The sequence below is a fragment of the Faunimonas sp. B44 genome (assembly GCF_052655945.1).
Genome location: NZ_JBQYEX010000002.1, coordinates 223,769 through 243,755 on the forward strand (window position 1 = coordinate 223,769; position 19,987 = coordinate 243,755).

Genomic DNA, 19,987 nt, shown 5'->3' on the forward strand with positions numbered 1-19,987 from the left:
CGATAAAGAGCGAACGACCGGCGGATCAAGGGCGAGCGGCCCGGGAGAGCGGCCGATCAGCGGAAGTTGAGATCGATCGCCGCAAACGCCGGCGACGACGCGGTCGGCTCGGTCGCGAACGAGCTCTTCCATCCGGTCGGGCTCGGCCTGTCGACGGGCAGGCCCGGCGCCGCGGGCTGCACGAACGACGCCGGCTGCGGCGCGATCGGGCGGTCTGCCATCAGCACTGCGCGATAGAAGTCGAACGGCGCGCCGCCGGCCGCGAACACCGCCTTCCTGGCCGAAGGTTGCGCGGCGATGGGCGCCGGGCTCACGGCCGACGCGGTCTGCACCGGCGGGGCGGGTGCGGGGTCTGCGGCCGCGACGATCACCGGGGCGGGCTCGGCCGCCGACGGTGCCGCGGCCAATGCCGGCGCGTCTGCCGGAGCCGGGCGCGCCGCCGGCACCGGTTCTTCCCGGACCTGGCCGGCATAGGCCAGCATCACGTTGGGGGTAGCGCTGCGCGGCGAGCTCGGCAGCATGCCCGGCCCGCGATAGGAGGCGAGCAGGAAGGATTCGTCTTCGCCGTCGAGCGGTGCGAGATCGACGAACTGGACGCGGACGCGCGCCATGCCCTTGTGCTTGAACTCGAGGAGCTCGGCGGTCCGCTCCGACACGTCGATAAGCCTGTTGTCCTTGAACGGCCCGCGATCGTTGACCCGGACGACCACGGAACGCTGGTTCTGCAGGTTCGTGACCCGGACATAGCTCGGCATCGGAAGCGTCGGGTGGGCGGCGGAGAGCCCGTCGACGTCGAAGCGCTCGCCATTGGCCGTCGGTCGGCCGTGGAAGCGGTCGCCGTACCAGGAGGCGACGCCGATCGTGTCGTAATTCGGATTGGCCCTGGGGATGAACGTCTTGCCGGCGACCTTGTAGGGCTTGCCGACCTTGTGCGTCGCTGCCGGCGCCGCTGCCGTCGCGGCGCTTTCGACGGCGTCGCCGGGAGCGATCGCGGGTTCGATGTCCGCGGTCTTCAGGCCGCTCGTCGAATTGCATGCGCCGAGCGCGGTGCAGGCCGCAAGGATCAGAATGCTCGAACGGGTTCCGGCTCGGCCGGACGGTGCTCGCGATGCGCCGCGCGTCTTGGCTGTCAAACGCCCCACCCCTCTTTCCTGCCGCGCCCTTCGCCGACGCTTGCTAGGTCCGGCTCGGGAATCGCTCCCCGCAGAAAGGCCCGATTTCCCGGCTACAGGTCCGGGACCCGGGGCGCAACGGAACGGTGTGTGAACAAAGATCGAAACCGCTCTCGTCGCGAGCCGAAATTCCGGCACTGTGCCTCTCCTGCAACGCTGTCCGTTGCATTTCGGCGGCCTTGCAAGTGGGCGGGAACCGGTGCCAGAGAAGAACGTTGCATGGCTTTGTAACGGCGTGCCGGTGCACGGGCGCCACAGAACGGGGAAGAGTCAAATGAGGAAGTTCGTGCTCGCCGGGGTCGCCGCACTCAGTCTGACCGCCTGCACCACCGCGGAACGGAACACGGTGACCGGCGCCGCTGTCGGCGCGGGTGCCGGCGCTGTCATCGGCGGCGTGGCCACCGGCTCGGCCGAAGGCGCCCTCGTCGGTGCCGCGATCGGCGGCGCGTCGGGCGCCATCATCGGGTCCGTCGCGAACCGCCCGGGCCATTGCTACGCCCGCGACCGCTACGGCCGCCAGATCGTGGTGCGCTGCCCGCCCGGCTACTGAGCCGAAGCCGCGTACGCGGAGAACGGTTTCGGGGGCGGCTTCGGCCGCCCCTTTCTGTTTCAGGTCTGCCGCCGGCCGGGGAGCGACCGCCCGTCAGAAGCCGCTCACGGCGGTTTCGCAGTGCTCGACGGCGGGCGGAGCCGCGAAGCAGTCGGCGACGAGGTTCCGCCACTCCTGGAAGTCGGGGGACGATCGGAAGCCGACCGTGTGATCCTCGAGCGTCTCCCATTCGACGAAGAGGCGGTAACGGGTCGGCACCTCGACCGAGCGCCGCAGCGACATCGAGCGGCAGCCCTTCGCCCGCTTGAACAGCGGTGCGGCTTTCGCAACGCCCTCCTCGAAGCGGGCCCCCATCCCTTCCTTCACATCGATCTGCGCGATTTCCAGCACCATCGGTACGCTCCGGTTCATTTCCGTTCGGGAGGGGTGTCGCGATCGCCGGCGGCCGGCGCGGGCGCCCGACCCCTGCCCCGCAAGGCGGTTCGAACGATCTCCACGGTCCAGCCCGACACGAGGCCGACCGCCGGGTCGAAGGCGAGCGTTCCGATCGCGGCCGCGGCGATCGCGGGCCGGCATTCCGCCCGCGCGTCGAGGAGCCGTCGCGAGAAGGCGAGGTCCGCGCCGGCGACGGCCAGTAGCGCGCCGATTGCGGCGAGCGGTATGGCCGCGAAGAGCGCCACCGCACCGTCCGCGAACAAGAAGGCGGCGGACAGAAGCATCGCGCCGAAGAGGACCGGAGCAAGGCCCGTGCGGGCGCCGAACCGGTACTGCGCCTGCAGGCCCCCGGCGCCGTGGCACATCGGCATCGCGCCGAACGGGGCGAGCGCGATGTTGGCGAAGCCCGTCGAGAGCGCGAGATTGCGTTCGGTGGCCCTGCCGGAGCGCTCCGGAAAGAGTTCGCGGGCGAGCGCGGCCGTGAGGATGACGGCGTTGGTGAGCGTGAGCGGCAGCTGGGCGACGAGCCCGCGTTCGATCGCTGCGACGAAGTCCGACAGCGCGAGCGGGACGGACGCCGGCCAGGTCCACTCCAGGGGCATCGCAGGCAGCCCCGCCATCCCGTTCCAGCCGGCAAGCGCGAGGGCCGCAGCGACGACGACCGGGGCGGCGGGCAGCCGGCTGCTGCGCGACAAAGCGAGGAGAACGAGCAGAGCGGAGATGCCGAGCAGCGGCGAGTCGAGCATCAGCCTGGCGCCGAGCAGGACCATCGAGAGGCCGAGGCCGAGCTGCAGGCCGGCGGAAACCGATTGCGGAATGAAGCGGGCAAGGCGCCCGATCGTGCCGGTGAGGCCGAGCACGAGCAGGACGAGGCCGAGGACGAGGCCGGTCGCCGCGATCTGGCCGGCGTCGAGGTCGCCCGTCAGGACCAGCGCGGAGATCGCCTTCATCGGCTGGACGGCGATCGGGATACCGTAGAAGAGACCGCTCGCCACGAGGAACGCGCCGAAGCCGAACAGCACGCCGGCGGGCGCCAGCCCGGCGACCGCGATCGCGCCGATGACGTGCGGCACGAAGGTGCCGAGATCGCCGAACGCGCCGCCCAGTTCGGAAAGGAATCGGCGAAGCCGCGGCACTTCGACTCCTGTCGGTGCGTTGCGGGGCGACCGGCGACGGCCGGCGGGTTCGCGTTCCTCATAGCAGCGCGCGGTGCGCTTCGCGAGCCGTCGGCCGGGAAACGGTCGGGCCGCCAGATCCCGCCGCTATCGGCTACGCGGCGTCCGGTGTCGCACCGCGGGTCCGCAGCCGTCTCGGATCTGTCATACTGGTCGAGTCCCAGCGCTTTGCCGGGTGGGATTGAAGTCGATCCTCATGCGTTCCAGAGACGCGACCGCACCGCCGCCGCTTCGACCCCGCAGTCCCCGCATCGGCGCGACCGGGGCCGGCTGAGCGATGCCGGTCCTGCTCGATCTCCTCGGCTGGGTCGCTCTCCTCGTCTGGGGGATGCGCATGGTGCGCACGGGCATCATGCGGGCCTATGGTGCCGATCTCCGCGCAATGCTCGCGCGCGGCACGCGCAACCGCTTCACCGCCTATCTCGGCGGGATGCTGGCGACTTGCGTCCTGCAGAGCTCGACGGCGACGGGCCTCATCACCCTCTCCTTCGCGAGCCGCGGCCTGATCGCGCTGCCGATGGCGCTCGCCGTCATGCTGGGCGCCGATCTCGGCACCAGCCTCGTCGCGCAGGCGCTCGCCTGGCGGACCGGTCACCTCGCGCCCGTCCTCATCCTCGTCGGCGTCGTGGCCTTCCTGGCCGCGCCGCGGACCCGCTGGAAGGATCTCGGGCGCGCCCTCACCGGCCTCGGGCTCATGCTCCTTGCGCTGCAGATGATCGGGCTCGCCTCGCTTCCGCTGCGGGAATCGGACGTCCTGCCGCTCATCCTCGACGCCGCATCTGACGACCTGCTCCTGCTTCTGTTCGCGGCCCTTCTGACGTGGCTCGCGCATTCGAGCCTCGCCATCGTGCTCCTCTTGATCGCGTTCGCCGGCGCGGGCGTGCTCGACCTGCATCAGGGCCTCGTGATGGTGCTCGGGGCCAATGTGGGCGGGCTCGTCGCGCCGATCCTCGCTTCGCTCGCCGAACCGATCGAAGCGCGCCGGGTCGTCTACGGGAACGCCTTCTTCCGGGTGATCGGCGCCGCGCTGTTCCTGCCGGTGCTCGATGCGATCGCCCCGCTCCTGGCGCACTGGAGCGACGATCCGGCCCGGCAGCTCGTGAATTTCCACACCATCTTCAACGTGGTGCTCGGGCTGATCTTCCTCGGCTTCGTCGAGCAGGCGGGCCGGGCGATGACGACGTTGTTCCCTTCCGCCCCGCGGCCGTCCGACGAAGGCGCCCCGCGCTATCTCGACCGCTCGACGCTCGCCACCCCCTCGCTCGCGCTCACCTGCGCGGAGCGCGAGGCGCTCCACATGGGCGACGTCGTCACCGAGATGCTCGAGGGCGCGATGGAGGCGCTCACCCGCGATGACCGCAAGCGCGTCGCCGCAATCGAGGCGCTCGACGACCGGATTGACCGCCTCCACCGCGAGATCAAGCTGTTCCTCACCGACCTCACCCGCGAGAGCCTCGACGAGGCGATGGGCGCGCGCGCGACCGAGATCCTCGCCTTCACGACCAATCTCGAGCATGTCGGGGACATCATCGACAAGAGCCTGATGGACCTCGCCCGCAAGCGGCTGAAGCACAAGATCGCCTTCTCGGCCGAAGGGCTCGCGGAGCTCAGGTCGCTCCACGAGCGGGTCTGCGGCAACCACCGGCTCGCGCTCGGCGTGTTCATGTCGCGCGACCTCGCCATCGCGCGCATGCTCGTCGCCGACAAGGTCGGCGTCCGCAACGAGGAATGGGCCTCCGCCCAGAGCCACCTCGCCAGGCTGCGCGCCGGGCGTCCGGAGAGCATCGAGTCGAGCGCCCTCCATCTCGACGTGCTGAGCGACCTGAAGCGCATCCATTCGCACATCTGCTCGGTCGCCTATCCGGTGCTCGACCGGGCGGGCCACATCCGCCCGACGCGCCTCGTCACCGTGGATGAGGAGACCGCCGCAACCGGCCTTGCCGATCCGGCCGCCCTGCCCGGCCGCACCGAGGCCTGACGCTCACATCCGGAAGACGCCGAAGCGCGTCCCGGGCACCGGCGCCTCGAGGCAGGCGGCGAAGGCGAGGCCGAGCACGTCGCGCGTCTCCGACGGCATGACGATGCCGTCGTCCCAGAGCCGGGCGGTCGCGTAATAGGGGCTCCCCTCCTCCTCGTAGCGCGCACGGATCGGAGCCTTGAACGCCTCCTCGTCCTCGGCCGACCAGGAGCCGCCCTCGGCTTCGATGTTGTCGCGGCGCACGGTCGCCAGCACGGAGGCCGCCTGCTCGCCCCCCATCACGGAGATTCGCGCGTTCGGCCAGGCGAACAGGAAGCGCGGGCCGTAGGCACGGCCGCACATGCCGTAATTGCCGGCCCCATAGGAGCCGCCGAGGATGACCGTCACCTTCGGCACGTCGGCGCAGGCGACCGCGGTCACGAGCTTCGCACCGTCCTTGGCGATCCCGCCCGCCTCGTACTGCCGGCCGACCATGAAGCCGGTGATATTCTGCAGGAAGAGGAGCGGGATGCGCCTCTGGCAGCACAGCTCGATGAAATGGGCGCCCTTCAGCGCCGATTCGGAGAAGAGGACGCCATTGCTGGCGACGATGCCGACCTGGATGCCCTGGATCCGGGCGAAGCCGGTCACGAGCGTCGTGGCGTAGAGCGCCTTGAACTCGGCGAAATCGGACCCGTCGACGATACGCGCGATCACCGCGCGCACGTCGTACTGACGCCGGAGGTCGACCGGCACCACGCGCTCCAGCTCCGCCGGGTCGGCGCGCGGCGGCCTCGACTCCTCGAAAGCGGCCGAGGACGCACGGGTGCCGAGATGGGCCACGATCTGCCGGACGAGGGCGAGCGCGTGCCGATCGTCGACGGCGTAATGATCCGCGACGCCGGAGCGGCGGGCGTGGACGTCGGCGCCGCCGAGATCCTCGGGCGAGACCACCTCCCCCGTCGCCGCCTTCACGAGCGGCGGGCCGCCGAGGAAGATCGTGCCTTGCTGGCGCACGATCACGGTCTCGTCGGACATCGCGGGGACGTAGGCGCCGCCGGCCGTGCAGGAGCCCATCACGCAGGCGATCTGCGGGATGCCTTCGGCCGACATCCGCGCCTGATTGTAGAAGATGCGGCCGAAATGATCGCGGTCGGGAAAGACCTCGGTCTGGTGCGGCAGGTTCGCCCCGCCCGAATCGACGAGATAGATGCAGGGCAGCCGGTTCTCGCGCGCGATCTCCTGCGCGCGGAGATGCTTCTTCACCGTCATCGGGTAGTAGGTGCCGCCCTTGATGGTGGCGTCGTTGCAGACGACCATGACGAGGCGGCCGGAGACCCGGGCGATGCCGGTGATGAGGCCGGCGCCGTGGATGGCGTCGCCGTACATGCCGTTCGCGGCGAGCGGCGAAAGCTCGAGGAAGGGGGAGCCGGGATCGATGAGCGCCGCGACGCGTGCGCGCGGCAGGAGCTTGCCGCGCGACGTGTGACGCTGCCGCGCCCGCTCGGGCCCGCCCGCGGCCGCCTCCGCGCGCCGCGCCCGCAGGTCGTCGAGGAGCGCGCGCCACGCTTCGGCATTGCCGTCGGCCGGCACCGGATCGAGTTCGGCGGTTCTGAGGACGGTCATGCAGGCGCTGCTCGCGATCGCGGATCGGGGACCGGCGGCGCCGGTCCGACGGAGCGCAGTGTTAGCATTGCGGGCCGCGGGCGCAAACGCGGCGCGGGGCCAACCGGCCCCGCGTCAGAATTCGAAACTTCGGATCATTTTGCCGCCACTGCGGCGACGTCCGCCCCGCCCGCAACCAGCGCGATGACGAGGACGATGCTGGCGAGCAGCCCGAACGTCAGAGCGGCCGTGCGCCAGCACGACGGCTCGTTTGAATCCGGCATGGACTACCTCCGTGCCCTTCGGCGGATCGCAGCCGCTTCCGCGGCACGATCACGCATGTTTACAAGTTTGAAAGATTCGCCTCAACCCTGCAAACGTTTGGGGATCTTTGCTGTGGATAGAGGCGTGGCTGATGTGGCCCGGCCATTCGGCGGCGGTCCGCGAAACCCGGCGATACGGTACCGGGCGAGGAAGTCACTCTGAGATGGCGAAGGCCTCTTCACCTCTCGCCGCCACGCCCGACGGGCCTCCCCATCGGCAGTGTGGCGCGGCTGCCGCGCATGACCGGCGCGGCGGGAATGTGGCGAAGCGCGGCTCATGTTGCAAGTGCGAATTGGCGGCAAACGGTCGCGTCCAGACGGTTTTCTCGTGCGGGTAACGAAACGCTAACCACTCGTCCCGGCCGCACAGTTCGCTGGACGATCCCCGCGGGACCCGGTGCCGGCTTGCTCCGGCTGCTCCGATCCGGCAGCCTCGCTCCGTCCACATGATTCCGGAGCGCCGGTGTTCACCTCCGCAGACTGGATCTCGCTCGCGCTGTTCGCGGCGGCGTGGGGGGTCTACGCCCTTCTCATCGACTACAGCCCCTGGCGTGGCCGCACGCTCACGGCCGCGATGAACCGCCAGCGCCTGCGCTGGATGGAGACCATGCTCGGCCGCGACATGCGGATCGTGGACACCAACATCGTTGCGGGCCTGCAGAACGGCACGGCCTTTTTCGCATCGACGTCGCTGCTCGCGATCGGCGCCGCCTTCGCGCTCCTGAACGCCGCCGATCTCGGGCTCGAAGTGGCGCGCCTCCTGCCGTGGCAGGCGGAGGTGACCCGCGGCCAGTGGGAGATGAAGGCGCTCGGGCTGATGGCGATCTACGGCTATGCCTTCTTCAAGTTCGGCTGGTCCTACCGCCTCTTCAACTACGCCTCGATCCTCGTCGGCGCCACGCCGCCGGCAACCGAGCGCGCCACGGCGGAAGCCCGTCTCGCGGCAGAGCGCGCCGCCGGCATGATCGCCACCGCCGGCCATCACTTCAACCGCGGGCTTCGCGCCTTCTTCTTCTCGGTCGGCTATCTCGGCTGGTTCGCCAGCCCGTGGTCCTTCATGGCGCTGACCGTGCTCGTCTTTTTCGTCCTGGTCCATCGCCAGTTCGGCTCCAACGCCCACGGCATCGCCCACATGGACCTCCCCTGATCAGGGGGCGGCGGCGCCCGTCACCTTCACCGGCGTCTTCATGACGATCTCGCGATGCGGGAACGGGATCTCGATGCCGGCCGCCTTGAAGGCGTCCCAGCAGGCGAGCAGGACGGCACCGCGGACGTTCGTCAGCCCGTTCTGCGGATCGCTCACCCAGAAGCGGAGGATGAAGTCCAGCGAGGAGTCCCCGAAGGCGGTGAGGTGGCAGACCGGCGCCGGCTGGGCCTCGACGCGCGGCACCGCCCCCGCGGCCTCGACGGCGAGCCGGCGGACCTCGTGCGGGTCGCTGGAATAGGCCACGCCGAACCGCACGTCCACGCGGATCTTGGTATCGGCGAAGGACCAGCTGACGACCCGGTTGGTGATGAAATCCTCGTTCGGGATGAGGTACTCCACCCCGTCCCGGGTAATCACAGCCACGAAGCGGGAGCGCAGCGACCGGATCCACCCGAACGTCTCGCCGAGCGAGATCGTGTCGCCCGGCTTGATCGACTTGTCGGCCAGAATAATGATCCCGCTGACGAAGTTCGACACCACCTTCTGCAGGCCGAAGCCAATGCCGACGCCGAGCGCGCCGGAGAAGACGGTGAGCGCCGTCAGGTCGATGCCGAGCGAGGTGAGCGCGATCATCCCGGCGAAGATCACGATGCCGATCTTGAAGAGCTTGCCGAGGAGCACGCCGAGGCTCGGCGTGAGGTCGCGCGCGATGGCGAGCCGCCGCTCCACGATGCTGCCGAGGCCGACGGAGACCCACAGCGCGAGGCCGATCACGAAGGCGGCCTTCACGAGGAGAAGCAGCGAGATGCGGGTCGAGCCGACGGTCAGTGCCGCGGCGTCGAGCAGCTCCGCCGCCTCGTCCGTCGCGCCGAGGATCCAGAGCGCGATGAAGAGCCATGCCGCCCAGGCGGCGAGCCGGCCGAGCATGCGGTTCCGGATGAGCCGTGAGACGATCGAGATCACGACCCAGGCGGAGACCAGCGAGGCCGCCCCCATGACGACCGCGCTGCGGGTGTCGAGCGTCACGGCGCGGATCAGGAAGACGGCGATCCAGCCGAGCGCGGCCATCACGATGAAGCGCGTCCTGCGCAGGACGAGCGCCAGGAAGCGCAGGAGCCGCGGCTGGCGCTCGATCGCCCGCACTCTCGGCTCGAGCCGCCTCTCCAGGAGGGGGCCGAGCAGCAGCCCGGCAAGGAGGACGGCGAGGACGATGCCGAGCTGGATCAGCACCCAGGGATCGAGCAGCCCGTCGAACACGGAAAGGACGAAGTCCTCGGCGCGGCCGAGCACGATCGCCAGGTCCCTTTCCGCAAGTGTCTCCGGCACGCTCCGGTCTCCCGCCCCTTCGGACGGGTCCTCAACGCGCGAGCGGACGCCGCCGCTCCACCGGAAGTCCGCGTGCCGTCAGGGACCCGGCAGCAGGCTGTCCGTCCGGCCCGTGAGGCGATAGGCGACGAGGCCGACCCATTCGCGGAAGGCGATGTCGGTGCGCTGCAGGCCCTCCGCGATGCGCCCGAACGGCCGCCACACGTCCGATGGGCCGCCGGTCCGGTAGTCGACCGGATAGGGAACCACCGGGAACCCTGCCGCCTCGAACACTGCGACCGCGCGCGGCATGTGGTAGGAGGAGGTCACCAGCAGCCAGGTCTCGCCCTGCTGCGGGCTCGCCGCTTCCCGGCTGTAGAGCGCGTTCTGGGCGGTGTTCTGCGAGCGGTTCTCGACGATGAGCCGGCCCTCGCCGAGGCCGAAATCCGCCATGCGCGCCGCGACGATGTCTGCCTCCGGCACGCGCGCGCGGTCGATGAGGGCGCCGGAGCCGCCCGAGAACACGATCCTCGCCTCCGGATAGCGGTGGGCGAGCGCCACCAGCGCAAGGATGCGGTCGCCCGCCTCGTTGAGCTCAAGCGTGCCGCCGCGCAGCCCGCCGACGACATCGGTGACGGCGCCGCCGAGGACGACGATCCCGTCCGGCGCTGCCGCGAGGCCGGGGCGCGGGTAGCGCTCCTCGAGCGGCAGGATGAGGAGATTGCCGACCGGGCCGAGCCCGCAGGCGAACAGAGCGACCGTTCCGGAAAGCCCGAGCGCGAGGCCCGCGCGGCGCCAGCCGGCAAGGACGAGCAGCAGGCCGGCGCCGATCGCCAGCCCGATGACGTTCGACGGCATCAAGAAGAAGCCGCCGACCTTCGAGACGACGTAGAACACCGCGCGCCCCTGCGCCCCGGCTCAGGCGTCCCAGTCGGGCGCGAAGCTCATGTTCACCATGCGCCCGTCGGGCTGCGCGAGCCCCGAAACCCGGTCCATCTCCTCGGGCGTCAGCTCGAAGTTGAAGACGGCGAAGTTCTCAGCGAGCCGCTCCCGCTTCGAGGAGCGCGGGATGGCGACGTTCATTGGCTGCTGGACGTGCCAGCGCAGGATCACCTGGGCGGGCGTTCGGCCATTCGCCCTGGCGATCGCCGCGATCACCGGATCGGCGAGGAGCGTTCCCTTGCCGATCGGCGAGTAGGAGACGAGCGCCATGCCGGCGTCCCGGCAGGCCGTCATGATCCGGCTCTGGTCGAGCAGCGGATGGTGCTCGACCTGGTCGCAGACGAGCGGCTCCGTCGCGGTCCGCAGCGCTTCCTGCAGCATGCCCGCCGGGAAGTTCGCCACGCCGACATGGCGGGCATAGCCGCGCCGTTTCGCGTCGCAGAGCGCGCCGACCTGTTCTGCCACCGAAACCTCCCGGCTCGGCCAGTGGATGAGGAGGAGGTCGACCTGGTCGAGGCCGAGGCGCTTGAGGCTCGCCTCGGCTGAGCGCTGCAGCGCGCCGTCGGAGACATCCGTGTACCAGACCTTGGTGGTGACGAAGACCTCGTCGCGCGGCAGCGAATGGCCGCGGATGCCCTCCCCCACCTCGACCTCGTTGCCGTACATCGCCGCGGTGTCGATGTGCCGGTAGCCGATGTCGAGCGCGGCGCTCACGCAGTCCGTCGCGACATCGCCCCGCAACTCCCAGGTGCCGAGGCCGATCACCGGGATGGTGGCGCCGTTCGCGGAGACGGTCTTGGTCATTCTGGCTCCTCAGATTGGGTCGGGTCGGCGGGAGGCCGCGGCCGGCGGAACCGGAGATGGCGTCCGCGGGCCGAGAGCCGCCCGGAGCCGAGGCGTCCGGGCGGCGGATGCGTCCGTCACGCCCTCAGGCGAGCGGCGCCGTCAGCACGCCGGCGACGGCCGGCCGGGCGAGGACCTCGCGATACCAGCGCTCCATGTTCGGGCGCGGCGTCCGCTCGGCCGGCATGTTCAGCCAGCGATGCGCGATGCAGGCGGCGGGGATGTCGCCCATGGTGAAGCGCTCGCCGCCGACATAGGCGTTGCCGCCGAGGTGCTGGTCGAGGATCGCGGCGAAGCCCTCGCCGCGCTGCATGGCGGCGTCGATCGCCGCCTGGTCGCGCTTTTCGGGCGGCGTCCGGACCAGGCCCATGAAGGCGGGGATGAAGGCCGGCGCGAAGGCGGTCGTCTGCCAGTCCATCCAGCGGTCGCTGAGCGCCCGCTCGCGCGGATCCTCGGGCCAGAGATTGCCGGCGCTGTGACGGGCCGCAAGGTAGCGGACGATCGCGTTCGATTCCCACAGCGTCCAGCCGTCGTCCTCCTCGAGGAGCGGCACCAGCCCGTTCGGGTTCTTTTCCTTGAACTCGGGCGTGTTGTTGATGCCGAAGGCGAGCCCGGCGTCGATCCGCTCGAACGGGATGCCCACCTCGCCGGCGCACCAGACGACCTTCTGCACGTTGATGGAGCTTATCCGCCCCCAGATCTTCATCATTCCACGATCCTCGATGAATGGGTTTCAGCGCTTGGTTTCGGCCTCGTAGCGCGCCTTGTTCTCGGCGTTCGGCGGATAGAGCCCGGGTAGCGCGGCGCCGTTCTCCACTTCCTTCATGATCCAGGCCTCGAGCCGTTCCTGCTCGGGGCCGGCCGCCGCAATCTCCTCGACGAGGGCGGCCGGGATGACGACGGCGCCGTCGTCGTCGGCGACGATCACGTCGTCCGGGAAGATGGCGACGCCGCCGCAGCCGATCGGCTCCTGCCATCCGACGAAGGTGAGGCCGGCGACGGAGGGCGGTGCGGCCTTGCCCGAGCACCAGACCGGCAGGCCCGTCGACAGCACGCCGGCCATGTCGCGCACGACGCCGTCGGTGACGAGCGCCTGGACGCCCTTCTTCACCATGCGTGCGCACAGGATGTCGCCGAAGACGCCGGCGTCCTGCACGCCCATCGCGTCGATCACGACGACGGCGCCCTCCGGCATCGCCTCGATGGCGGCGCGCGTCGAGATCGGCTTCGACCAGGATTCCGGGGTCGCGAGATCCTCGCGCGTCGGCACGAAGCGCAGCGTGAAGGCAGGCCCGATGATGCGCTTGCCGTCCGCGTTCTTCGTCGGCATCGGCCCGCGCATCCATGAGCGCCGGATGCCCTTCTTCAGGAGGATCGTGGTGATCGAGCCGGTCGATGTCTGCTGCAGGGCGGAAAGCACGTCGGGGGTGAGAGGCATGGCGCTCGCTTCTTCGGTGGGCGGGTCCGCCGCGGCGATCGTTCGGCCGGGCGGCGGCGGTTCCTTAGCACCGAATCTCGCCCGGAGCCAAAGCGCTTTCCGGGATCTCGCGCGCAGTTGAAGGCCGGCGGGCCTAGAACTCGTAGCCGAAGTTCATCAGGTCCGTCATGTACATTTCGGAGACCATCTCCCTGGTTCCGGAATCGTAGTAGGCGCGATAGTCGGTCGATCGATCTGAACGATTCTCGTGAGGCACCCGACCGCACTCAACCCCTAGAACCGCCAGGATCTGACCGAGATCGGAAGCGAAGGATTCGACCCGCCCCAAGAAGTCCACGATCAGACTGCCGTCATCGTCACAAACAAAGTCGGTCTGCCGCTGCCATTGAACGTGCTCCTTCAAGCGGATTCGCTCCAGGTACTCTTCAAATCCAGCATCCCTTCTGAGGCCCACGTAGCTACGCAAGTCCGGCCTGGTACTCATGTAATGGTATTGCGACACCGCCTTGTCGAAGGGGTTGCGCACGAAACTGAACTTGAAATAGGAATAGAACGTTTCGTCTCCGACATGCTTCCGTATGTTCCTCGCCGTCAGGTGCTGCATGCCTCCGGTCTGATACTTGTTGTGCATGCCTTTGGATCCGCCCCAAAGATTGTCTTCCGTCTTCTCCTGCGGCGTCCATAACGTAGTTTCAACGCTCGTGCCGGCGCATTTCGGGATGTGGATGAATATGCAGCGGTGCGCGTGGGAAATCATTCGGAAGCCGCCATTCCAGTGAACTGCCCCGTTTCCCTGCCGCCCGAGTCTTTGACGTTCTTCGCAGAAATCCGGGGATGCTCGATCGACCTCCGGGAGCCGACGTCTAGCTCGTCTTCTGGAAGATCTCGCGCCCGATGAGCATGCGCCGGATCTCCGAGGTGCCGGCGCCGATCTCGTAGAGCTTGGCGTCGCGGAGCAGTCGGCCGGTGGCGTTGTCGTTGATGTAGCCGTTGCCGCCGAGGCACTGGATCGCGTCGAGCGCGACGGCGGTCGCCTTCTCCGCCGCGAAGAGGATCGCTCCGGCGGCGTCCTCGCGCGTCGTCTCGCCCCTGTCGCAGGCTTTCGCCACCGCGTAGACGTAGGCTCGGGCTGCATTCAGCGTGACGTACATGTCGGCGAGCTTCGCCTGCATGAGCTGGAACGAGCCGATCGGCTGGCCGAACTGGTGCCGCTCGTGGAGATAGGGGACGACGACGTCGAGCGCCGCCTGCATCAGGCCGAGCGGGCCGGAGGCGAGGACCGCCCGCTCGTAGTCGAGCCCGGACATCAGGATCCGCACCCCCTCGCCTTCCGCGCCGAGGACGTTCTCGGAAGGCACCTCGCAGTCGCGGAACACGAGCTCGCCCGTCTCCGAACCCCGCATGCCGAGCTTGTCGAGCTTCTGCGCGACCGAGAAGCCGGCGAAGCCCTTCTCCACGATGAAGGCGGTGATGCCCTTGGCGCCCGCCGCCGGGTCGGTCTTGGCGTAGACGATGAGGGTGTCGGCCTGCGGGCCGTTGGTGATCCAGAATTTCGAGCCGTTCAGGAGATAGCGGTCGCCGCGCCGCTCCGCGCGGAGCTGCATCGAGACCACGTCCGAGCCCGCCCCGGTCTCCGACATGGCGAGCGCGCCGAGATGCTCGCCGGAAATCAGCTTCGGGAGGTACCGCTGCTTCTGCTCCTCGCGGCCCCAGCGGCGGAGCTGGTTCACGCACAGATTGGAATGCGCGCCGTAGGAGAGCCCGACCGAGCCGGAGGCGCGCGACACCTCCTCCATCGCGATGCAATGCTCCAGGTAGCCGAGGCCCGAGCCGCCCCAGTCCTCCTCCACCGTGATGCCGTGGAGGCCGAGCGCCCCCATTTCCGGCCAGAGTTCGCGCGGGAACCAGTCCTCGCGGTCGACCCTGTCGGCGAGCGGCGCGATGCGTTCCGCCGAGAAGGCGCGCACCGTCTCGCGCAGCATGTCGGCGGTCGCGCCGAGCCCGAAGTTGAATTCGCGCGGCATGTTTGGAAGCATGGCAGGCCTCGGGATTCGGGCGACCGGTCGCGGCGGCCCCGCCTAGAGTTCCCGAACGCAGGAGGATCGGCAAGGGATGGATCGACCTGACGTCAGCGAAAGCCCGAACGCCATACCCTGGCCGCCCATTGTGCTGTTCGGCTCGATCGGGCTCGGCTTCGTGCTCGGCTGGCTGATTCCCCTGCCCTGGCTCGACGGCCAGGCGGTCGAGCTCGCCTTCTATGCCGGGCTGCTGATGATCCTCGCCGCCCTGGTCATCGACATGCGCGTGACGCGACTCTTCCGCCGCCACGGCACCACGCTGCTGCCCCACAAGGGTGCGGACGCGCTGGTCACGGAAGGCCCGTTCGCCTGGTCGCGCAATCCGATCTATGTCGGCAACCTGCTCCTGATCGGCGGCGTCGGGCTCGCCGCGGGCGAGCTCTGGCACCTGATCCTGGTGCCGGTCGCCGCCGCCCTCATCGACCGGCTCGCGATCGAGCGGGAGGAGGCGCACCTCGCCGCCAAGTTCGGGCAGGCGTGGCGGGACTATGAGCGCCGCGTCAGGCGCTGGGTCTGAGCCGGTCCGGCGGCCCGCGCACTGCCCTATGAGGCGCTGCGCGCGCAGGGCTCAGGTTTGAAGACGACGCGCCCAGCGCTCAGGGCTTGAACACGCGCTGCTCGCGCATCACCGATTTCAGCCAGCGGTCCCATTCCTTCGGCGAACCGACGAAGGCGTTGCGGTCGACCGGGCCCTTGATGCCGGGCACGCGGCCCGTCGCGGTGAACTGCCACAGCGCCCAGCGCCGGCCGTTGTAGCGCTCGTGCGGCTCGGCCGCGACGCTGCGCAGCCAGAAGTGATGGTGCGGGAACTCGCCCTCCAGCACCTCCCGATGGAAGGTGATGTCGGTGTAGATGATCGGCTGCTTGCCCGTATGAGCCTGCATCTCGGCGAGCATGATGCGGATCTTCTCGAGCGCCTGCTCGCGCGGCAGCTTCTTCGGGCAGTTGATGGAGTGCCCGTTCCATTCGAGGTCGAGCACCGGCGGCAGCGCGCTCGGGTCGTAGGGCACGGCCTGCGTGAACCAGAAGGCCTGCTCGATCGCCGGCCGGCACCAGTACATGAAATGGTAGGCGCCGCGCGGCACGCCGGCCCGCCGTGCGCCCTCCCAATTGTCGTAGAACCTCGAATCGACGTGGTCGCCGCCTTCGGTCGCCTTGATGAAGGCGAATTTGGTGCCCGCGTTGCGGACCGCGACCCAGTCGATGTCGCCCTGGTACTTCGAGACGTCGATGCCCTGGACCGGCATGTAATGGGCCCGGGCGACGCCGGGATGCGGGTCCGAATCGCCCTTCGTCGGATAGGGATGCGGCGCCTTTCCGGCGCAGCTGGAAACCAGCACGGCGATCGCGAGAGCCGCAACGGCCCGGACGAAACGGAATGGCATGTCGACGCGCGGCAGGTTTGTTCGTTCCTATCCCGCTTCTGCCGCATTTATCCTTGCAGCTTTCTTAAAACACAAGGTTAACCGCGTCCCGGCGCGGGACAGCCCGGCCGTCCTGGATGCGATCGCCCGCCGCGGCAGGGGGCTCCCGCGGCGGGCGATTCCCTCTAGTGCGCCGAGTGGCCTCGAAGCGCCGAGGGCTCGTCGTGCCGCGCTGCGGAGACGAGCGGCACGATCTGCCAGACGGCCGACAGGCCGACGAGCACGTAGACGATGCGCGCGAGCGCGGATCCGGCCCCGAACAGGGCGGCGACGAGATCGAAGTCGAAGAGGCCGACGAGGCCCCAGTTCACGCCGCCCACGATGACGAGGACGAGCGTGATCAGGTTCAGCATTTTCACGACAGTTCACTCCTTGATGCTGGCGGGCGCCGCTGCGCCTCGCGGCGCGGCGGCGGTTCGGTTCGTTCAGCCCTCGGGCGGCAGGATCACCTTGTCGACGACGTGGATCACGCCGTTCGACGCCTCCACGTCGGCGCTCACCACGGTCGCGTCGTTGACCGTCACGGTGCCGCCTTCGGCGGAGATCGCGAGCGGCTTGCCGTTCACGGTGTCGGCCCTGTCGAGCCCGGCCACGTCGCTCGACGTCACCGCGCCCGGCACGACGTGGTAGGTCAGGATCGCGGTGAGGCGGTCCTTGTTCTCCGGCTTCAGGAGGTCCTCGACGGTGCCCGCCGGCAGCGCCGCGAAGGCCTCGTCGGTCGGCGCGAAGACGGTGAACGGCCCGTCGCCCTTCAGCGTCGCCACCAGCCCGGCCGCCTCGAGCGCCGCCGCGAGCGTCTTGAACTGGCCGGCCTCTACGGCGGTATCGACGATGTCCTTCTCGGCGGCGAATGCGCCGCCGGCGCCGAGCGCGAGCCCGAATGCGACCGCGGCGGCCGCTGCGAAACCCTTCATCCTGGTCTTCATCATGACGCTCCTTCTTTCCACACCGGTGCCTTGCCCCGGCCGCGGCCTGACCGCGTTACGAATTTGCATGTAGAGATAATTTGTTTGAATGGTAATCAGGTTTTCGTGATGGTGATTGTATTTTTCTCCAGGTGATAATACCTTGAGTGGGATTGCACTCTTGGTGGATGGACCTTTCTCCGATGCTCTCCGACACGCTCTCAGAAGGGCTCGCCCGCTACCGGATCGGCGAGAAGATTCGCGCGCTCAGGAAGGAGAAGAAGCTCGGTCTCGTGCAGCTCGGCCGCCACACCGGCCTGTCGCCGGCCATGCTGTCCAAGATCGAGCGCGGGCAGCTCTTCCCGACGCTGCCGACGCTGCTCAGGATCGCGCTGGTCTTCGGCGTCGGGCTCGATCACTTCTTCGTGGAAGAGAAGCGTCCGCGGGTGGCGGTCGTCCGGGCGAAGGATCGCATCAGGCTGCCGGCCGATCCCGGCGCCGAGGCGCCGGCCTATCTTTTCGAGAGCCTCGATTTCCCGGTCACGGAGCGCAGGATGGAGGCCTACTACGCCGAGTTCCCGCCGGGAGCGCCGGCGTCCGAGCCCCATCGGCATGACGGCGCCGAGCTCGTCTACGTCACGGCCGGACGCCTTGCCGTCACCGTGGCCGGAGAGGAGACGCTGCTCGGAGCCGGCGACGCGATCTCGTTCGAGTCCGGCGAGCCCCATTCATACCGCCAGGACGGCCGGGCGGCCGCCGGGGCGGTCGTCGTGGTGGTGCGGTAGCGCCATGCCCGAGATCGCCGCCCGTCCCCGCGTGAAGCCGCGGCTGAAGCCGGAGCGGCCGCGCCTCTACAAGGTCATCCTCGTCAACGACGACTACACCCCGCGCGCGTTCGTCGTGGGCGTGCTGAAGGCCGAGTTCCGCATGAGCGAGGACGAGGCCCACCGCGTCATGATCACCGCCCACCGCAAAGGCGCTTGCGTGGTCGCGGTCTACACGCGCGACGTCGCAGAGACGAAGGCCGCCCGCGCCACCGATGCCGGCCGCGCCAAGGGCTACCCGCTGCAGTTCACGACGGAGCCGGAGGAGTGAACGCCGCTGCCGCCAGCGCCCGATGCTTTGGTCACGCGTCCCGCAGGACGACAGCGGGCCCATCGAGACCCGCGGCTCCGTCACAGCAGCAGGATCGTCGCGAGCCCCAGGAAGGCGAAGAAGCCGGTCGCGTCGGTCGCGGTCGTCACGAAGACAGACGAGGCGACGGCCGGGTCCACCCCGACCTTCTCAAGTGTGAGCGGGATCAGGATGCCGACCAGCGCCGCCACGGTCTGGTTGGTGAGCATGCCGCCGGCGATCACGACGCCGAGCTCCGGACGGCCGAAGAAGAGCGTGACGGCGATGCCCGTGACCGTGCCGAGCACCACGCCGTTGGAGATGCCGACGAGCGCCTCGCGTCCGATCAGCCGCAGGGCGTTGCTCCGGTTGAGCTGCCGGGTGGCGAGCGCGCGCACGGTGACGGTCAGCGTCTGCGTGCCGGCATTGCCGCCGACGCCGGCGACCACGGGGAAGAGCATGGCGAGGATGGCGATCCGCTCGATCGTATCCTCGAAGAGGCCGATGACGGAGGCCGACAGGAAGGCGGTGACGAGGTTGACGAGCAGCCACGAGACGCGCAGCCGCGCGATCTGGAAGACGCCCTCGGAGATCTCCTCGTCGCCGACGCCGGCGAGCCGCTTGATGTCCTCGTCCGCCTCCTCCTCGATGACGTCGACGATGTCGTCGATCGTTATGACGCCGACGAGGCGGTTGGAATCGTCGACCACGCCGACGGAGAGGAGGTTGTAGCGCTCGAACAGGCGCGCCACGTCCTCCTGGTCGTCCTCGACGTTCACCGAATGGGCGACCTCGCCCGTGATGTCGCCGATCCTGGTCGGCCGCTTGGCGCGCAGCAGCCGGTCGAGCGGCACGGTGCCGAGGAAGCAGAAGCGCGGGTCGACGACGTAGATCTCGGTGAACTCGTCGGGGAGCCGCTCGTCCTCGCGCATGAAGTCGATGGTCTGGCCGACGGTCCAGAACGGCGGCACGGCGATGAACTTTGTGGTCATCCGCCGGCCGGCGGATTCCTCCGGATAATCGAGGCTGCGCTGCAGGGCGATGCGCTCGGCGAGCGGCAGGCCGGCAAGCACCGCGTCGCGGTCGTCCTCGTCGAGATCCTCCAGGATGCCGATCGCGTCGTCCGGCTCGAGCGTGCGGACGGCTTCGGATATCTGCTCGTTCGGGACCGATTCGAGAATTTCGTTGCGGACCGTCTCGTCGATCTCGGTGAGCGCGGTCCAGTCGAAGGTGGGCCCGGCGAGCCGGACGAGCGCGTCGCGCTCCTCCGGGTCGAGGGCTTCCAGGACGGCGCCGAGATCGGCCTCGTGCAGGTCCTCCACGAGCGCGCGCAGGCGCGGCGCATCCTCGGCGCGGACCGCCTCGGCAACCCGCTCGACGAATGCGCGGTCGAGATTGCCCTCCTCGTCCCGAATCCGGTTCGGGGCGCCCCCTTCGGGGCTCGGCGCTTCTTCCGGCTCCATGGCGGGCCCATTCGCTGCGGCTGCGAGAGGAGGAGTTAGACCGGCCGACACCCGGCGGAAAGACCAGCGCGGCCGGATGTGCGCATAAAAGTGCGGGCATGAAAAAGGCGGC

Annotated in this window: 22 protein-coding genes; 6 read left to right on the forward strand and 16 right to left on the reverse strand. The window is 69.3% G+C overall.

Annotated features, from left to right (window positions below; translation table 11 throughout):
• Window positions 1-56 precede the first annotated feature (56 nt).
• The gene (locus ACUN0C_RS04245) at window positions 57-1,142 is read right to left on the reverse strand and encodes a septal ring lytic transglycosylase RlpA family protein (protein WP_445465078.1); all 1,086 of its coding nucleotides are present in this window, start codon (window positions 1,140-1,142) and stop codon (window positions 57-59) included.
• Window positions 1,143-1,446: 304 nt separating this feature from the next.
• On the opposite strand from ACUN0C_RS04245, the gene ACUN0C_RS04250 reads away from it, so the two are divergent.
• Window positions 1,447-1,722: a YMGG-like glycine zipper-containing protein gene (locus ACUN0C_RS04250; protein ID WP_445465079.1), complete on the forward strand. Its 276-nt coding sequence runs from the start codon at window positions 1,447-1,449 to the stop codon at window positions 1,720-1,722.
• Window positions 1,723-1,815: 93 nt separating this feature from the next.
• Here the strand turns inward: ACUN0C_RS04250 and ACUN0C_RS04255 are convergent, their stop codons facing one another.
• Entirely contained in the window at window positions 1,816-2,115 is a 300-nt protein-coding gene (locus ACUN0C_RS04255) for an antibiotic biosynthesis monooxygenase family protein (RefSeq protein WP_445465435.1), read from the reverse strand.
• Window positions 2,116-2,129: 14 nt separating this feature from the next.
• Entirely contained in the window at window positions 2,130-3,293 is a 1,164-nt protein-coding gene (locus ACUN0C_RS04260; protein WP_445465080.1) for a putative sulfate/molybdate transporter, read from the reverse strand.
• A gap of 316 nt (window positions 3,294-3,609) precedes the next feature.
• Here ACUN0C_RS04260 and ACUN0C_RS04265 point away from each other — a divergent pair, with 316 nt between their 5' ends.
• Complete coding sequence (locus ACUN0C_RS04265; RefSeq protein WP_445465081.1) at window positions 3,610-5,310, forward strand: Na/Pi cotransporter family protein; 1,701 nt, start codon at window positions 3,610-3,612, stop codon at window positions 5,308-5,310.
• 3 nt (window positions 5,311-5,313) lie between these two features.
• On the opposite strand, the gene ACUN0C_RS04270 is transcribed toward ACUN0C_RS04265, so the two are convergent.
• The gene (locus ACUN0C_RS04270; RefSeq protein ID WP_445465082.1) at window positions 5,314-6,915 is read right to left on the reverse strand and encodes a carboxyl transferase domain-containing protein; all 1,602 of its coding nucleotides are present in this window, start codon (window positions 6,913-6,915) and stop codon (window positions 5,314-5,316) included.
• A 134-nt stretch (window positions 6,916-7,049) separates the two neighbouring features.
• Window positions 7,050-7,178, reverse strand: coding sequence for a hypothetical protein (locus ACUN0C_RS04275; protein ID WP_445465083.1), 129 nt, complete (start codon window positions 7,176-7,178; stop codon window positions 7,050-7,052).
• Window positions 7,179-7,680: 502 nt separating this feature from the next.
• On the opposite strand from ACUN0C_RS04275, the gene ACUN0C_RS04280 reads away from it, so the two are divergent.
• Complete coding sequence (locus tag ACUN0C_RS04280; protein WP_445465084.1) at window positions 7,681-8,364, forward strand: DUF599 domain-containing protein; 684 nt, start codon at window positions 7,681-7,683, stop codon at window positions 8,362-8,364.
• Here the strand turns inward: ACUN0C_RS04280 and ACUN0C_RS04285 are convergent, their stop codons facing one another.
• From ACUN0C_RS04285 to ACUN0C_RS04315, 7 genes are all read right to left on the reverse strand, one after another.
• Window positions 8,365-9,657, reverse strand: a complete 1,293-nt coding sequence (locus ACUN0C_RS04285) for a mechanosensitive ion channel family protein (protein ID WP_445465436.1) — start codon at window positions 9,655-9,657, stop codon at window positions 8,365-8,367.
• Window positions 9,658-9,768: 111 nt separating this feature from the next.
• The gene (locus ACUN0C_RS04290; RefSeq protein ID WP_445465085.1) at window positions 9,769-10,566 is read right to left on the reverse strand and encodes a YdcF family protein; all 798 of its coding nucleotides are present in this window, start codon (window positions 10,564-10,566) and stop codon (window positions 9,769-9,771) included.
• Window positions 10,567-10,587: 21 nt separating this feature from the next.
• On the reverse strand, window positions 10,588-11,415 hold the full coding sequence (locus tag ACUN0C_RS04295; protein ID WP_445465086.1) for an aldo/keto reductase: 828 nt from the start codon (window positions 11,413-11,415) through the stop codon (window positions 10,588-10,590).
• Window positions 11,416-11,539: 124 nt separating this feature from the next.
• On the reverse strand, window positions 11,540-12,163 hold the full coding sequence (locus ACUN0C_RS04300) for a glutathione S-transferase family protein (RefSeq protein ID WP_445465087.1): 624 nt from the start codon (window positions 12,161-12,163) through the stop codon (window positions 11,540-11,542).
• Between the two features lie 24 nt (window positions 12,164-12,187).
• Complete coding sequence (locus ACUN0C_RS04305) at window positions 12,188-12,892, reverse strand: ribonuclease activity regulator RraA (protein WP_445465088.1); 705 nt, start codon at window positions 12,890-12,892, stop codon at window positions 12,188-12,190.
• A gap of 133 nt (window positions 12,893-13,025) precedes the next feature.
• A complete protein-coding gene (locus ACUN0C_RS04310; protein ID WP_445465089.1) occupies window positions 13,026-13,649 on the reverse strand; it encodes a sulfotransferase family 2 domain-containing protein in 624 nt (207 codons plus the stop codon).
• A 106-nt stretch (window positions 13,650-13,755) separates the two neighbouring features.
• Entirely contained in the window at window positions 13,756-14,928 is a 1,173-nt protein-coding gene (locus ACUN0C_RS04315; protein ID WP_445465090.1) for an isovaleryl-CoA dehydrogenase, read from the reverse strand.
• A 76-nt stretch (window positions 14,929-15,004) separates the two neighbouring features.
• On the opposite strand from ACUN0C_RS04315, the gene ACUN0C_RS04320 reads away from it, so the two are divergent.
• Window positions 15,005-15,487: a methyltransferase family protein gene (locus ACUN0C_RS04320; protein WP_445465091.1), complete on the forward strand. Its 483-nt coding sequence runs from the start codon at window positions 15,005-15,007 to the stop codon at window positions 15,485-15,487.
• 79 nt (window positions 15,488-15,566) lie between these two features.
• Here ACUN0C_RS04320 and ACUN0C_RS04325 read toward each other — a convergent pair whose 3' ends face one another.
• From ACUN0C_RS04325 to ACUN0C_RS04335, 3 genes are all read right to left on the reverse strand, one after another.
• Window positions 15,567-16,355, reverse strand: a complete 789-nt coding sequence (locus ACUN0C_RS04325) for a glycoside hydrolase family 25 protein (RefSeq protein ID WP_445465092.1) — start codon at window positions 16,353-16,355, stop codon at window positions 15,567-15,569.
• Window positions 16,356-16,519: 164 nt separating this feature from the next.
• A complete protein-coding gene (locus tag ACUN0C_RS04330; protein ID WP_445465093.1) occupies window positions 16,520-16,753 on the reverse strand; it encodes a DUF378 domain-containing protein in 234 nt (77 codons plus the stop codon).
• A gap of 66 nt (window positions 16,754-16,819) precedes the next feature.
• Window positions 16,820-17,320: a fasciclin domain-containing protein gene (locus ACUN0C_RS04335; RefSeq protein ID WP_445465094.1), complete on the reverse strand. Its 501-nt coding sequence runs from the start codon at window positions 17,318-17,320 to the stop codon at window positions 16,820-16,822.
• Between the two features lie 182 nt (window positions 17,321-17,502).
• Here ACUN0C_RS04335 and ACUN0C_RS04340 point away from each other — a divergent pair, with 182 nt between their 5' ends.
• On the forward strand, window positions 17,503-18,084 hold the full coding sequence (locus ACUN0C_RS04340) for a helix-turn-helix domain-containing protein (protein ID WP_445465437.1): 582 nt from the start codon (window positions 17,503-17,505) through the stop codon (window positions 18,082-18,084).
• A gap of 4 nt (window positions 18,085-18,088) precedes the next feature.
• Entirely contained in the window at window positions 18,089-18,394 is a 306-nt protein-coding gene (clpS, locus tag ACUN0C_RS04345; RefSeq protein ID WP_445465095.1) for an ATP-dependent Clp protease adapter ClpS, read from the forward strand.
• Window positions 18,395-18,474: 80 nt separating this feature from the next.
• On the opposite strand, the gene mgtE is transcribed toward clpS, so the two are convergent.
• The gene (mgtE, locus tag ACUN0C_RS04350; RefSeq protein WP_445465096.1) at window positions 18,475-19,875 is read right to left on the reverse strand and encodes a magnesium transporter; all 1,401 of its coding nucleotides are present in this window, start codon (window positions 19,873-19,875) and stop codon (window positions 18,475-18,477) included.
• Between the last annotated feature and the right edge of the window lie 112 nt (window positions 19,876-19,987).

Coding starts and splice junctions, on each gene's coding strand:
- ACUN0C_RS04335 (WP_445465094.1), bottom strand. CDS start 17,320: ATGAAGACCAGGATGAAGGGTTTCGCAGCGGCCGCCGCGGTCGCATTC.
- ACUN0C_RS04275 (WP_445465083.1), bottom strand. CDS start 7,178: ATGCCGGATTCAAACGAGCCGTCGTGCTGGCGCACGGCCGCTCTGACG.
- ACUN0C_RS04325 (WP_445465092.1), bottom strand. CDS start 16,355: ATGCCATTCCGTTTCGTCCGGGCCGTTGCGGCTCTCGCGATCGCCGTG.
- ACUN0C_RS04270 (WP_445465082.1), bottom strand. CDS start 6,915: ATGACCGTCCTCAGAACCGCCGAACTCGATCCGGTGCCGGCCGACGGC.
- ACUN0C_RS04255 (WP_445465435.1), bottom strand. CDS start 2,115: ATGGTGCTGGAAATCGCGCAGATCGATGTGAAGGAAGGGATGGGGGCC.
- ACUN0C_RS04250 (WP_445465079.1), top strand. CDS start 1,447: ATGAGGAAGTTCGTGCTCGCCGGGGTCGCCGCACTCAGTCTGACCGCC.
- ACUN0C_RS04315 (WP_445465090.1), bottom strand. CDS start 14,928: ATGCTTCCAAACATGCCGCGCGAATTCAACTTCGGGCTCGGCGCGACC.
- ACUN0C_RS04300 (WP_445465087.1), bottom strand. CDS start 12,163: ATGATGAAGATCTGGGGGCGGATAAGCTCCATCAACGTGCAGAAGGTC.
- clpS (WP_445465095.1), top strand. CDS start 18,089: ATGCCCGAGATCGCCGCCCGTCCCCGCGTGAAGCCGCGGCTGAAGCCG.
- ACUN0C_RS04295 (WP_445465086.1), bottom strand. CDS start 11,415: ATGACCAAGACCGTCTCCGCGAACGGCGCCACCATCCCGGTGATCGGC.
- mgtE (WP_445465096.1), bottom strand. CDS start 19,875: ATGGAGCCGGAAGAAGCGCCGAGCCCCGAAGGGGGCGCCCCGAACCGG.
- ACUN0C_RS04305 (WP_445465088.1), bottom strand. CDS start 12,892: ATGCCTCTCACCCCCGACGTGCTTTCCGCCCTGCAGCAGACATCGACC.
- ACUN0C_RS04340 (WP_445465437.1), top strand. CDS start 17,503: ATGCTCTCCGACACGCTCTCAGAAGGGCTCGCCCGCTACCGGATCGGC.
- ACUN0C_RS04265 (WP_445465081.1), top strand. CDS start 3,610: ATGCCGGTCCTGCTCGATCTCCTCGGCTGGGTCGCTCTCCTCGTCTGG.
- ACUN0C_RS04320 (WP_445465091.1), top strand. CDS start 15,005: ATGGATCGACCTGACGTCAGCGAAAGCCCGAACGCCATACCCTGGCCG.
- ACUN0C_RS04310 (WP_445465089.1), bottom strand. CDS start 13,649: ATGATTTCCCACGCGCACCGCTGCATATTCATCCACATCCCGAAATGC.